The sequence below is a fragment of the Streptomyces sp. NPDC031474 genome, assembly GCF_055581185.1.
In genome coordinates this window covers 50984-65321 of the sequence record NZ_JBVIJX010000011.1, presented here as the reverse complement: position 1 = coordinate 65321, position 14338 = coordinate 50984, and the positions used below count along the sequence as shown (strand labels likewise).

General features: G+C 72.4%; 8 protein-coding genes. 7 read left to right on the top strand and 1 reads right to left on the bottom strand.

Annotated features, from left to right (window positions below):
• Nucleotides 1-73 precede the first annotated feature (73 nt).
• Nucleotides 74-1702: an IS200/IS605 family accessory protein TnpB-related protein gene (locus ACZ5SK_RS23785; RefSeq protein ID WP_468576581.1), complete on the bottom strand. Its 1629-nt coding sequence runs from the start codon at nt 1700-1702 to the stop codon at nt 74-76.
• A 297-nt stretch (nt 1703-1999) separates the two neighbouring features.
• Here ACZ5SK_RS23785 and ACZ5SK_RS23780 point away from each other — a divergent pair, with 297 nt between their 5' ends.
• The 7 genes from ACZ5SK_RS23780 to ACZ5SK_RS23750 all read left to right on the top strand — a co-directional run bounded on the left by ACZ5SK_RS23780 (nt 2000) and on the right by ACZ5SK_RS23750 (nt 14329).
• Nucleotides 2000-3823: an ABC transporter ATP-binding protein gene (locus tag ACZ5SK_RS23780; protein ID WP_334577110.1), complete on the top strand. Its 1824-nt coding sequence runs from the start codon at nt 2000-2002 to the stop codon at nt 3821-3823.
• Nucleotides 3820-5682, top strand: a complete 1863-nt coding sequence (locus ACZ5SK_RS23775; protein ID WP_334577111.1) for an ABC transporter ATP-binding protein — start codon at nt 3820-3822, stop codon at nt 5680-5682. The genes ACZ5SK_RS23780 and ACZ5SK_RS23775 overlap by 4 nt, the downstream gene beginning before the upstream one ends.
• A gap of 36 nt (nt 5683-5718) precedes the next feature.
• Nucleotides 5719-7485, top strand: a complete 1767-nt coding sequence (locus tag ACZ5SK_RS23770) for an ABC transporter ATP-binding protein (RefSeq protein WP_361709357.1) — start codon at nt 5719-5721, stop codon at nt 7483-7485.
• Nucleotides 7482-9311, top strand: a complete 1830-nt coding sequence (locus ACZ5SK_RS23765) for an ABC transporter ATP-binding protein (RefSeq protein ID WP_468576580.1) — start codon at nt 7482-7484, stop codon at nt 9309-9311. The genes ACZ5SK_RS23770 and ACZ5SK_RS23765 overlap by 4 nt, the downstream gene beginning before the upstream one ends.
• Nucleotides 9312-9627: 316 nt before the next feature.
• The gene (locus tag ACZ5SK_RS23760; RefSeq protein ID WP_334577114.1) at nt 9628-11676 is read left to right on the top strand and encodes a M4 family metallopeptidase; all 2049 of its coding nucleotides are present in this window, start codon (nt 9628-9630) and stop codon (nt 11674-11676) included.
• Nucleotides 11677-12061: 385 nt separating this feature from the next.
• On the top strand, nt 12062-13735 hold the full coding sequence (locus tag ACZ5SK_RS23755; RefSeq protein WP_334577115.1) for a M4 family metallopeptidase: 1674 nt from the start codon (nt 12062-12064) through the stop codon (nt 13733-13735).
• Nucleotides 13736-13807: 72 nt separating this feature from the next.
• Nucleotides 13808-14329, top strand: a complete 522-nt coding sequence (locus ACZ5SK_RS23750) for a DUF1990 domain-containing protein (protein ID WP_457494209.1) — start codon at nt 13808-13810, stop codon at nt 14327-14329.
• Nucleotides 14330-14338: the final 9 nt, after the last annotated feature.

The window sequence follows — 14338 nt, the reverse complement described above, 5'->3', positions numbered from 1 at the left end:
GCCGGGCCCGCACATCGGCCGGCTCGCTCGAACGCACATCAGCCGATCGGTGGATACGGCGGCACGACCGTTCCTAAAGACTGAGCGGTAGTGAGTCCTGTTGCCAGGGCTCGTGCTCAGCCGGACGCCCCGAACGGTGTTGGGCGTCCTGGTCTGCCGCGTTCGCTCCGCGTCCGGGCGGCACGGATCGTGTCCGTGGTCCGGGAATGCGGGGGCGGCTTTCCTCACGCCTAGGGGCTCCCGGTCGGGCCTGGACGGTCCGATGCCCGTGCTCATCGCTCTGGTGAGCAGGGGGCGGTGTCGTCCGTCGCCGGATCGGGTGTCCCAGGGCGCGTCTTCCGATCGCCACGGCGGCTGCGTCGTGGCGGGTGGTCGTGCGGTTCTTGCCGGTGAGGGGCTTCTGCCAGTGCTGCGCGCCCCACCGGCTGGTGTAGGCCGGGTCGACGGCGACGACCGTGATGCCGAGTTCGGCGGCCATGGCGACGAGGCGGGCGCGCAGCCTGGCCACGGGCATGCCGGAGACGAGGTGGCGGAACCGCTTCTTGCGGCCGTGTTTCTCGCGGGTGGTCTCGGCGGTGAAGTCCAGGTCCTCGACGGCGATCGCGAGGCCGTGGCGTCTGGCCCAGTGGAGGAGGCGGATGAGGGCGTGGCGGACCTGGGCGTCGCGGTGGTCGGCGGCGCCGGTCAGGTCGTAGCCGAAGCGGCGGGGTTCGCCGACGGGGTTGCCGTGCCGGTCGAGGCGCCAGGCGGCGAGGTGGTCGGCGTTGGTGTCGACGCCGACCATGCCCTTGGCGCGGGCCGTGGCGAGGGGGACGGTCCGCACCGGCGGGATGGTCCAGGAGGCTGTCAGGTACCAGCGCCCGCGCTCGACGTCCTCGTGGATGCGGTAGGCGACGGCCCGGTTCGCCGCCACCCGGTCGCGCCACTGCTCGCCCCGGTGCACGAAGCCGACACGGGCGGTCAGCGTGTACCGGCCGTGCGGGGCGTTGGCCAGGTGCGCCAGCGGCGCGGGCAGCTTGATCGAGACCTCACCGTCCGGACTGACGCGGATCGTCTCGTTGCCGAACCGCTTCCCCGACTCTCCGTCCGCCTGCAGGAAGCGGCGTTCGGCCCGCCACCGCTCGCGCCACTGCTCCTCGGTGAGCCGCGCCGCCTCCAGGTGGTGGCGGGTGTTCAGCAGCCGCTTCCCGCCGCGCACGATGTGCACGCGCCCGGCCTCAAGGTCGGCGCGAGCCGCCTGAAGCCGGTCGGCGAGCACGTGCAGGCGGCGGGTCTTGGCATGCCGCTCCCGCCTGCTGCGGTAGCCGCCCGGAGCCCGCCTGCTGCCCTTCTCCCCGACCGGGAGGGACAGCCGGTGGGCGATCGTGCGCACACCCGCTTCGAGTGTTCGGATGTGCGCGAGCTGGCCGCGCCGGGCCAGCGCCCATTGATCGTGGCTGGCCTTCGTGACCGACCCGGCCCAGCGCGAGGAAGACTCCACCGTGAGGGCACGCTTGCGCTCGGCCCACCGCCCGCCGTCGTGCTCCAGCCCGGCCGTGCAGCGGGCCTTCAGGTCCCGGGAGGCGAGCGCGCCCAGATGGTCGCCGACCAGCCGCAGCACCTCCTCGTCCCCGGCCGTCAGATTCTTGAGCCGGTCACGGACCGCCACACCGGACGGCCCCAGCGCGACGAACGGCGCCGACACCTCCCGCAACCCGCCCATCCCCTCCGCCCCCTCCCCGCCTCGGCCTGAGAACCCCTCACCGCATCCAACGACCACCACCGGCAAAGGTCACCCATTCGACCAAGAAACTCCTGTTCCCCTCTAAGGCCACTGGACCCGCCCCGGCAGCAAGACTCACTTATGCGCGCCAGGACACCCCCATGCGCACTCGATCGCCAGCAGTTCAGAACCCCTCGAACGAACGGCTCGAACACGCAGGTCGTAGGACCAGCGTCCGAGCCCGGTCCGGCCAAAACTCGGTGGGCGTTGTCAGTGCCGGTCCGTAGGCTCGCGGTGATGGCCAGTACACGTGCAACCACCACCCCCGACCGCTCCGCCGTACGCTCCCTGCTGCGTCTGTGGCCGTACGTGCGTCCCGCACGGCTACGGCTGTTCACGGCCGCCTTCGTCGCCGTGCTCGCCTCCTGTACGGGCCTGGTGATCCCGCTCGTCCTGAAGTGGATGGTGGACGGCCCCGTGGCCGACCGGGACACGGCCGGCGTCTGGCTGGGCGCGCTCTGTCTGCTGCTGCTCGGGTTCGCGGAGGCGCTGCTGTTCGGGGCGCGGCGCTGGCTGGTGGCGCGTCCGCTGTCGCACGTCGAGGCGGAGATGCGGGCCGAGTTGTACGCGCGGCTGCAACGGCTGCCGGTGGCGTTCCACGACCGGTGGGCGTCGGGGCAGTTGCTGTCCCGGGCGACGGCCGACCTGGGGCTGCTGCGCATGTTCCTCGCCTTTCCGCTGACGTTCCTGCTGGTCAACGCGGTGACGATCCTTCTCGGGGTCGTCATCATGCTGATCCAGGACTTCACGCTGGGGCTGGTCATCCTCGGGCCGGCCATCCCCGTCGTCGTGATGTGCGTGTACTTCGAGAGCCGGTACGCGGTCGTGGCGCGGCGCGCCCAGGACCAGGTCGGGGACCTGACGACGGTGGTCGAGGAGAGCGTCCTCGGGATCAGGATCATCAAGGGCTTCGGCCGGCACCGCAGCCAGGCGCGGGCCTTCCGGGAACTGTCGTCGACCCTGCGCGGCACCGAACTGGGCAAGGCGCGGCTGCTGGCCACGATCTGGGCCGTGATCGTGACGCTGCCCGAACTGGCGATCGGGGCCGCGCTGGTGCTGGGGGCGGTGCAGGTGGCGGACGGCGAGCTGTCCGCGGGCACCCTGGTCGCCTTTCTGTCCACCGCGCTCGCGCTGCGCTGGCCGGTGGACTCCATCGGGTTCCTGCTGGCGATGAGCCAGGAGGCGGCCACGGCCACGGAGCGGTACTTCGAGGTGATGGACGAACTGCCGGAGGAACCCGGCGGCTTCGGTGACCGTGCGCCCGGGTCCGGGTCCGGGTCCGAGGGCGGCGGCGGGCTGCGGTTCCACGGCGTCACCTTCCGCTACCCCGACGCGGCCCCCGACTCCCGGCCCACCCTCGACGGCGTCGACCTGCACATCCGGCCCGGTGAGTCCATGGCGCTGGTCGGGGCGACCGGCAGCGGGAAGACCACCCTCACGGCACTCGTCCCCCGGTTGCACGAGGTGACGGCCGGGCGCATCACCCTCGACGGCGAGGACATCACCGCGATGCCGCGCGAGGAGCTGCGCGCGCGGGTCGCCGTCGCCTTCGAGGAACCGACCCTGTTCTCCGCGAGCGTCGGGGAGAACGTCCTCATGGGAGCGGACGACCGGGCGGGCGCCTACGAGCTGGAGCGGGCCCTGGAGGTGGCACAGGCCGAGTTCGTGCGCGCGCTGCCGCAGGGCGTCGACACCCAGGTCGGCGAGCAGGGGCTCAGCCTCTCCGGCGGGCAGCGGCAGCGGCTCGCGCTGGCCAGAGCCGTGGTCGGACGGCCCCGGTTCCTCGTCCTCGACGACCCGCTGTCCGCGCTGGACGTGCACACCGAGGCCGCCGTGGAGGCCGCGCTGCGGCAGGTCCTCGCCGACACCACCGCGCTGATCGTGGCCCACCGCCCGTCCACCGTGCTCCTCGCCGACCGCGTCGCCCTGCTGTCCGACGGGCGCGTCACCGCCGTCGGCACCCACCACGAACTGCTGCGCACGAACGCCGAGTACGCCCACCTCATGTCCGGAGACCAGTCCCCCACCCTGTCCGGGGAACAGGAGGCCGACCGCCGATGACCGCCCCCGCCACCGCCTCCCCCGAAGCCGCCGACGACGACCAGGAGGCCCCCCTGCGGGCTTCCGCCGACGACCCCTTCGACCGGGACGTCCTGCCCACCCCGCCCGGCGCCACCCGCGCGCTGCTGCGGTCCCTGCTGGCCCCCATGCGGGCGCGCGTCGCCCTCACCACCCTTCTGCTGCTGCTCCAGCAGGCGGCCGTGCAGGCGGGCCCGCTGCTGGTGGCGTACGCCATCGACCGTGCCGTGCCGGCGTTCCGGGCCGACGACCGAGGGCCGCTGGTCGCGGTGGGCGTCGGCTATCTGCTGTGCGCGCTGGCCTCGGGCGCGCTGCAGTACGCGTTCCTGATCGTCTCCGCCCGCGTCAACCAGGACGTGCTGCTCGACCTGCGCGGTCGGATCTTCCGGCACGCGCAGGCGCTGAGCCTGGACTTCCACGAGCGCTACACCTCGGGCCGGCTCATCTCCCGCTCCACCAGCGACGTGGAGGCCCTGCGCGAGCTCCTCAACGAGGGCCTTCAGGAACTCGTGACGGTCGTGCTGTCCTTCCTGTTCATCTCCGCGATGCTGCTCTGGCTGGATCTGGGCCTGGGCGCCGTCGCGGTGGCGTCGTTCCTGCCGCTGTATCTCCTCGTCCGGAGCTACCGGCGGCGCGCGGGCCGGGTGTTCACCGCCCGGTCCACCGCGATCGCCGCGGTGATCGTGAAGTTCGTGGAGACGATGAACGGCATCCGGCCGGTGCGCGCGTTCCGCCGCGAGGCCGTCAACGAGGCCGGTTTCCGGGTCCTGAACCGGCGGCACGAGCGGCGCAACGGCGACGCCCTGCTGGAGATGGCCCGGTACGTCGTCGGGTCGCGGCTGGTCGCCAACACGGCGGTCGCGGCGATCGTGCTGTGGGGCGCCATGCGGGTCGCGGACGACTCGCTGGAGCTGGGGGTGCTGGCGGCGGCGGTGCTGTATCTGCGGCGGCTGTACGACCCGATCGACCGGCTCGGCATGTTCCTCAACTCCTACCAGTCGGCGGCCGCCTCGCTGGAGAAGATCGCCGGCCTGCTCGCGCAGACGCCGTCCGTGCCGGAGCCGACGGCGCCGAAGGAACTCCCGGCGCTCACCGGCGGACAGCCCGGCCGCAAGGTCGTGTTCGACGGGGTCTCCTTCGGCTACCGCACGGGCGGCGAGGTTCTGCCCCGCTTCGACCTCACCCTCCCCGCCGGGCAGACCGTCGCCGTGGTCGGCTCGACCGGCGCCGGCAAGTCCACGCTGGCCAAGCTGCTCGCCCGCTTCTACGACCCCTCGCAGGGCCGGGTGCTGCTGGACGGGGTCGACCTGCGCGAGCTGCCCGTGCCCGAGCTGCGGCGCGGGGTGGTCATGGTGACGCAGGAGGCGTTCCTGTTCTCCGGCACGGTCGCCGAGAACATCTCCATCGGGCGGCCGGACGCGAGCCGGGAGGACATCGAGCGGGCCGCGAAGGCGATCGGCGCGCACGAGTTCATCAGCTCCCTGCCCGACGGCTACGACACCGACGTCCGCAAGCGCGGCGGCCGTATCTCCGCCGGGCAGCGTCAACTGGTGGCGTTCGCGAGGGCGTTGCTCGCCGATCCGGCGGTGCTGATCCTCGACGAGGCGACCAGCTCGCTCGACGTCCCGGGCGAGCGGGCGGTGCAGGCGGCGATGGCGACGGTGCTGAAGGGCCGTACGGCGGTGGTGATCGCGCACCGGCTGTCGACCGTGGAGATCGCCGACCGGGTCCTGGTCATGGAGCACGGCCGGATCGTGGAGGACGGCAGCCCGGCCGAACTGATCGCGGGCACCGGCCGGTTCGCGGACCTGCACCGTGCCTGGCGGGACAGCCTGGCGTAGGCACTCAGGGGGGCGGGGGGCCGGAAGGACGAGTGGATGATCGACGCGTACGAGGATCCCGGCACGCCCGACTGCCGCGGCGGCTGGGCGTATCTGGCGTGGCTGGTGCGCTGCCAGCCGTGGCGGTCGCTGACGGGGGCGGTGCTGGCCAGCGCCTGGATGGTGCTGATGGCCGTGGAGCCGTACCTGCTGTCGAGAGCGGTGGACGACGGGCTGGAGCCCGGTGACACGGCCGTGCTGGCCGGCTGGACGGCCGCCATGGTCGCGGTGGGCGCGTTCAACGCGTGGGTGAGCATCATGCGGCACCGCACGATGACGCGGGTGCGGATGGACGGCTTCTTCCGCACCGCCAAGGTCGTCGTCCGGCAGACGGTGCGGCTCGGCGCCGGGCTGTCGCGGCAGGTGGGGGCCGGGGAGGTCGTCACCATCGGGGTGGGTGACGTGCACACCATCGCGGGCTCGCTGACCGTGATCGGACCGGGCGTCGGCTCGGTGGTCGTGTACGTCTTCGTCGCCGGGCTGCTGCTGTCCGTGTCGCCGCTGCTGGCGGCGGTGGTGCTGCTGGGGATGCCGGTGATCGCGGTGCTGGTCGGGCCGCTGATGGCGCGGCTGCAGGGAGCGGAGGCCGAGTACCGGGAGCGGCAGGGCGTCCTCACCGCGCGGATCGGCGACCTCGCGGGCGGGCTGCGCGTGCTCAACGGGCTCGGCGGCAAAGGGCTGTTCGCGGACGCCTTCAACCGTGACTCGCAGCGGCTGCGGGCGCAGGGCTACCGGGTCGGCGCGGTCACCAGCTGGATGCAGGCGCTCGGGATGGGCCTGCCGACGCTGTTCCTCGCGGTGGTGACCTGGCTGGCGGCCCGGCTCACCGCCCAAGGGGACCTGACGGTGGGCGAGTTGGTGTCGGTGTACGGCTATGTCGCCGTCCTGGTCGGCCCGGTGGCGTTCCTCGTCGACATGGGTTACGAGCTCAGCCGGGGCGTGGTGGCCGCCCGGCGGGTGGTCCGGCTGCTGCGGCTGGAGCCCGCCCCGGACACCGGGACCGTCGACGCGCCCGCCGAGCCTGCCGTGCTGCACGATCCCGGGTCGGGGGTGCGGGCGGCGCCGGGCCGGCTGACCGCGCTGGTCGGCGCGCGGCACGCGGAGGTGACGGCCGTCGTGGACCGACTCGGCCGGTACGGCCCCTCGGACGCCACCTGGGGCGGGGTACGGCTGGACGCCATGCCGTTGGAGCAGGTCAGGGCGCAGATCCTGGTCGCCGACCACGAGGCCGACCTGTTCGCGGGGAGCCTGCGCGAGGTGGTCGCCGGACGAGGTGAGCCCTCCCCGGCGGACCTCCTGCGGGCGGTGCGGGCGGCGGCGGCCGACGACATCGTGCAGGGCCTGACGGAGGGGCTCGACTCGCCCGTGAGCGCGCAGGGCCGCAGCCTCTCCGGGGGCCAGCGACAGCGCGTCCGGCTGATGCGGGCGCTGCTCGCCGATCCCGAGGTGCTGCTGGCCGTCGAGCCCACGTCGGCGCTGGACGCGCACACGGAGGCGGCGGTCGCGCGGCGACTGCGGGCGGCGCGGACCGGCCGGACCACGGTCGTCACCACCACCTCCCCGCTGGTCCTCGACCAGGCCGACACCGTGCACTACCTGGTCGACGGGAAGGTCGCGGCGACCGGCCGCCACCGCGACCTGCTGGAACAGGAGCCGGGCTACCGGGAGTTGGTGGCGCGGGACGCCGATGAACCGGATGACGCCGATGAACCGGATGACGCCGATCAGCCGGATGACGCCGAAGCGAAGGAGGCCCTGCGATGACGGTGACCGACGGGGCGCCGGGCCGGCTGCCGGTCGCCGAGGCCGCCGACGTGCGCCGGGCGGCGGCCCGGCTGGTGCGGGCCGACGGGCGGGCGTTCCCCGGCGTCCTCGCCCTGAACGTGCTCGCCGCCGGGGCCGGGCTCGCCGGGCCGTGGCTGCTGGGACGGATCATCGACGAGGTGCGGGCCGGGCACGGGACCGGGCCGGTGGACCGGCTGGCGGCGACCATCCTGGTCTGCGCGACCGCGCAGTTGCTGCTGGCGCGCTGGGCCCGGTACGCGGGACACCGCTTCGGCGAACGCACCCTCGCACGGGTGCGGGAGGAGTTCGTCGGCCGGGCGCTGGCGCTGCCCGCGTCGGTCGTGGAGCGGGCCGGGACCGGGGACCTGACCACGCGCGGCACCGCCGACGTGGCGGCCGTCGGCACGACGCTGCGGGACGCCGGACCCGAGCTGCTGGTCTGCACGGTCCAGGCGCTGTTCACGCTCGGCGCGGTGTTCGTGATCGATCCGCTGCTCGGTGCGGTAGGGGTGCTCGCGCTGACGCCGATCTGGTTCGCGCTGCGCTGGTATCTGCGGCGGGCGCGCACGGCGTATCTCGCGGAGGGCGCGGCCACCTCGGAGGTCGCCGAGATCATCGCGGCCACCGCGTCGGGGGCGCGGACGGTGGAGGCGTTCCGGCTGCGGGAGCGGCGGACGGCGGCGACCCAGGACGCGCTGGAGAGCTCGCGCCGCACCCGCTTCCGCACGCTGTACCTGCGCACGGTGTTCTTCCCGGTGGTGGAGGTGTCGTACGCGCTGCCGGTGGCGGGCGTGCTGCTGGTGGGCGGGGCGCTGCACGCGCGGGGGGCGATGAGCCTGGGCGCGGTGGTCGCGGCCGCGCTGTATCTGCGCCAGTTCACCGAGCCCCTCGACCAGATCCTGGTGCGTGTCGAGCAACTGCAGAGCAGCGGCGCCTCGTTCGCCCGGGTGGAGGGCCTGGCCCGGGCGCCCCGCGCCGAAGCGGACGGTGCGGCGCCCGTCCCGGCGGACGACCGGATCGACGTCACCGGCGTGCGGTACGCCTATGAACGCGGCGGCGAGGTGCTGCGCGGGGTCGATCTGACGGTGCGGCCCGGGGAGCGGCTCGCGGTCGTCGGCCCGTCCGGCGCGGGCAAGACGACGCTGAGCCGGCTGCTCGCGGGCGTGGACGCGCCGAGCGCGGGCACGGTGACGGTGGGCGGGGCGCCGGTGGCCGAGCTGGCGCCCGAGACGCTGCGCCGGCAGGTCGTCCTGGTCACCCAGGAACACCATGTCTTCCTCGGCACGGTCCGCGACAACCTGCTGATCGCCGAACCGGCGGCGAGCGACGAGGAGTTGTGGGCGGCACTGGCCGCGGTCGGCGCCGCCGACTGGGTCCGTGAACTGCCCGACGGCCTCGACGCCGCGCTGGGCGAGAGCGGGGGCGGGGCCGGGGGCAGCGGCGAGGGCGGGGGCGGTGGCGGCGGTGGTTGTCGTACGGACGGCTCGCAGGCCCAGCAACTCGCCCTGGCCCGGGTGGTGCTGGCCGATCCGCACACGCTGATCCTGGACGAGGCGACGGCGCTGCTGGACCCGACGACCGCTCGCCACACCGAGCGCGCCCTGGCCGCCGTCCTGAAAGGCCGCACGGTCATCGCGATCGCCCACCGTCTGCACACCGCGCACGACGCGGACCGGGTCGCCGTGATGGAGGACGGCCGCCTCACCGAACTCGGCACGCACGAGGCGCTGGTGACGGCGGACGGCCCGTACGCGGCACTGTGGCGGACGTGGCACGGCGAGGGCGCGGACCACGGGGAGCGTTGACACCAGGGGGAGCGCAAAGAGCGGAAGCCGCCAGAAGGTTTTCGGTCCGTATATCGAACATGAACTCCCGGACAACGAACCATTTCCGGCCAACTTCCTGACGCGCTCCTGACAGACAGCGCAATCCACTGCCACTCTTCCCACTGCTACTTCACAGCAACCCCACAGTCGCACGCGTTCGATGTGCACGCGTTCGATGTGCACGCTCCACGTACCGCCTTTGTTCTGCGTACCGCCTTTGTCGTGCCCGCACGGCTCACCCGCCGTCGGGTCTCCCCTGGCCGCGTGACCCGCGGCCGCGCAGAAGGAGTCAGTGTTGAGCAGCAGTCCCTCTCGCAGACGCACCCCCCACACCACCCCCCGCCGTGCCGCGGCCGTCGCCCTCGTCGGCGTGTCCGCGCTCATCGCCGCCGCCGTGCAGTCCGGCGCCGCGACCGCCGCCCCGGAGAAGGCACCGCTCGCGGCGGCCAAGGGCAACCCGGCGCACTCGGCCCTCGCGCTCTCCCCCTCGCAGCGCACCGAGCTGATCCGCGACGCGGACGCCGCCAAGGCGCAGACCGCCGCGTCCATCGGCCTCGGCTCGCAGGAGAAGCTGGTCGTCAAGGACGTCGTCAAGGACGCCGACGGCACCCTGCACACCCGCTACGAGCGCACCTACGCGGGCCTGCCGGTCCTCGGCGGCGACCTCGTCGTCGACACCGCCGCGTCGGGCGCCACCAAGGGCGTCATCAAGGCGACGAACGCCACCATCAAGGTCTCCGCGCTCAGCCCGAGCGTCACCGCGGCGGCGGCCGAGCAGCAGGCGGTGAAGCGCGCCAAGGCCCTCGGCGGCACCAGCTCCGCTGCCGACTCCGCGCCCCGCAAGGTGATCTGGGCGGCGAACGGCAAGCCCACCCTGGCGTACGAGACGGTCGTCGGCGGCTTCCAGGACGACGGCACGCCGAACCAGCTGCACGTCATCACGGACGCGGCCACCGGCGCGAAGCTCTTCGAGTACCAGGGCATCAAGACCGGCATCGGCAACACCCAGTACAGCGGCCAGGTCACGCTGACGACGACCCAGTCGGGGTCGAACTACACGCTGAACGACGGCGCACGCGGCAACCACAAGACGTACAACCTCAACCGCGGCACGTCCGGCACCGGCACGCTGTTCTCGCAGACCAGCGACACCTGGGGCAACGGCACCACGTCGAACGCCGCCACCGCGGGCGCCGACGCGCACTACGGGGCCGCGGAGACCTGGGACTTCTACAAGTCCTCCTTCGGCCGCAGCGGCATCAAGAACAACGGCGTCGGCGCCTACTCGCGCGTCCACTACGGCAACGCGTACGTGAACGCGTTCTGGGACGACACCTGCTTCTGCATGACGTACGGCGACGGCTCCGGCAACGCCGACCCGCTGACCGCGCTCGACGTGGCCGGCCACGAGATGAGCCACGGCGTCACCTCGAACACCGCGGACCTGACCTACAGCGGCGAGTCCGGCGGCCTCAACGAGGCGACCTCGGACATCTTCGGCACGGGCGTCGAGTTCTTCGCCAACAACTCCTCCGACGTGGGCGACTACCTCATCGGCGAGAAGATCGACATCAACGGCGACGGCACCCCGCTGCGCTACCAGGACAAGCCCAGCAAGGACGGCTCGTCCAAGGACAGCTGGTACTCGGGCCTCGGCAACCTCGACGTGCACTACTCGTCGGGCCCCGCGAACCACTTCTTCTACCTGCTGAGCGAGGGCAGCGGCGCCAAGGTCATCAACGGCGTCAGCTACAACTCGCCCACCTCGGACGGGCTTCCGGTCACCGGCATAGGCCGCGACAAGGCGCTGCAGATCTGGTACCGGGCGCTGACGACGAAGTTCACGTCCACCACCAACTACGCGAGCGCCCGCACCGGCACGCTGGCGGCGGCCGGCGACCTGTACGGCACCACCTCCGCCGAGTACAAGGCGGTGCAGGACGCGTGGGCGGCCGTCGCGGTCGGCGCGCGTTCCGGCGGCGGAACCGGCGGCGGCACCTCCTTCGAGAACACCGCCGACGTATCGATTCCGGACAACGGTGCGGCGGTCACCTCGTCGATCACCGTCTCCGGGCGCACGGGCAACGCGCCGTCGAACCTCGCGGTGGCGGTCGACATCGTGCACACCTACATCGGTGACCTCCAGGTGCAGCTGGTCGCGCCCGACGGCACGGCGTACACGCTGAAGGCGTACGGCACCGGCGGGAGCACGGACAACCTCAACACCACGTACACGGTGAACGCCTCCTCCGAAGTCGCCAACGGCGTTTGGAAGTTGCGGGTCCAGGACAACGCGGCCCAGGACACCGGCTACATCAACAGCTGGAAGCTGACCTTCCCGTAGGCCGCGGGCCCGCAGGGCGCAGGGGCCGCACACAGCCGCCTGCGCACGGGCCACGCACGGCCGGCTGCGCACGGGCCACGCACTGCCCCTTGCACAGCCGCCTGAAAGACAGGGCACAGGACGCCGCCCCGGGGGTTCGACCTCCCCGGGGCGGCGCTCCTTTTTTACCGGCCGCTTACCGACGCCCTGTTGGCCCTTTGCCGAGGTCAACTCCGTTTACATTCCAGCAACGTTCACCAGACAGTCGACTTTCAGCCAACATCACTTCGGGGTCCTGACATGTACGCGCCTTGATGTCACTCTTCCTTCACCCGCCGCACAACTTCACACCCGTCACGGACGGCCGCCCCACGCCGCCCGGACCCCCCACATCCAAGGAGCTTGTGTGACCTCCCTCTACGCGCGTCACAAGCGCACCACTCTGGCCATCGCCACCGCCGTCGCGGCCGGAGCCCTGGTCACCACCGGTCTGACCGCCGGTACCGCTGCCGCCCAGACCCCGGCGGAGTCCACCGGCAAGGCGATCCCGCTGGCCGCTCCGGTCCAGCTGTCGGCCGCCGCCCGCACGACGCTCATCCAGCAGCAGCAGGCCGACGCGCCCGAGACCGCTCAGACGATAGGTCTCGGCGCCAAGGAGAAGCTGGTCGTCAAGGACGTCGTGAAGGACGCCGACGGCTCGGTCCACACCCGCTACGAGCGCACCTACGCGGGCCTGCCGGTCCTCGGCGGCGACCTCGTCGTCCACGAGTCCGCCACGGGCGCGGCCAAGGGCGTCACCAAGGCCAACCCGGCCACCATCAAGGTGGCCACGCTGACCCCGAAGGTCGCCACCGCCAAGGCCGAGAAGCAGGCGCTGACCGCCGCCAAGGCCGCGGGCTCGGAGTCCACCGCCGCCGACCAGGCCCCCCGCAAGGTGATCTGGGCCGCGGGCGGCACGCCCGTCCTCGCCTACGAGACCGTCGTCGGCGGCCTCCAGGACGACGGCACCCCGAGCAAGCTGCACGTCATCACCGACGCGGCCACCGGTAAGAAGCTGTACGAGTACCAGGGCATCGAGAACGCGACCGGTACCGGCAAGACGCTGTACTCGGGCACCGTCAGCCTCACCACCACGCTGTCGGGCTCGACGTACTCGCTGACCGACGCCTCGCGCGGCGGTCACAAGACGTACAACCTGAAGCACACCAGCAGCACCGGCACCGGCACCCTGTTCACCAACACCACGAACACGTGGGGCACCGGCGCCGCCTCCAGCTCCACCGCCGACGTGACCGCGGCCGCCGACGCCGCCTACGGCGCGCAGGAGACCTGGGACTTCTACAAGGCCACCTTCGGCCGCAGCGGCATCAAGAACAACGGCGTCGGCGCCTACTCGCGCGTCCACTACGGCAGCTCGTACGTCAACGCCTTCTGGGACGACGACTGCTTCTGCATGACGTACGGCGACGGCGACGGCAACACGCACCCGCTGACCTCGCTGGACGTGGCCGGCCACGAGATGAGCCACGGCGTCACCGCGAACACGGCGGGCCTGGAGTACTCGGGCGAGTCCGGCGGCCTCAACGAGGCCACGTCCGACATCTTCGGCACCGGTGTCGAGTTCTACGCCAACAACGCCTCCGACAAGGGCGACTACCTCATCGGCGAGAAGATCGACATCAACGGCGACGGCACCCCGCTGCGCTACATGGACAAGCCCAGCAAGGACGGCGGCTCGGCGGACTCCTGGTCCTCCTCCGTCGGCAACAAGGACGTCCACTACTCGTCGGGCGTCGCGAACCACTTCTTCTACCTGCTGAGCGAGGGCAGCGGCAGCAAGACCATCAACGGCGTGACCTACAACTCGCCGACGTCCAACGGCTCCACGGTCACCGGCATCGGCCGCGACAAGGCGCTGCAGATCTGGTACAAGGCGCTGACGACGTACTTCACGTCGACGACGAACTACAAGGCGGCGCGTGCCGGCACGCTGAGCGCGGCCTCGGCGCTGTACGGCGGCACCAGCAGCACCGAGTACAAGGCTGTCGCGGCGGCTTGGTCTGCCGTCAACGTCAGCTGAACAAGCGTTAGTTGAGTCAGGGCGGCACCCGGGACGAAGGCATCCCCGGGTGCCGCCTTACGCTTGGGCCCCATGTCTCCCCAGGACTTCACCTACACCGACGTCGGCGCGACGCGCGACCGCCCCGGCTTCTGCCCGCCGGGCTTCCACCCCCTCCACGTCCGCACCCGCCTCGGCGAGGGCCACGCGGTCTTCCGCCGCGCCGCGGAAGCCCTCCTGACCTGGGAGATGCACCGAGCCCTGGGCGTCGGCATCGACGCCTCCGCGGAACGCGCGGCCCCGGACGTCGACGTCACGGTCACCCTGGCCGGCCTCATCAAGGCCCCCTGCCGCGTGGTCTGGACGGTGGACGAACACCGCCGCGCCGGCTGGGCATACGGCACGCTCCCCGGCCACCCCGAGTGCGGCGAGGAGTCCTTCGTCGTCGACCGCACAGGAGACGGCACGGTCTGGCTGACTGTCTCCGCCTTCAGCCGCGCCGCGAAGTGGTACGCGAGGGCGGGCGGCCCCGCGACCCGGGGGTTGCAGCAGGCGTACGCACGGCGGTGCGGGGTGGTGCTGCGGGGGTTGTGCGAGGAGGCCGCCGAGGACTGACCTGGCGGG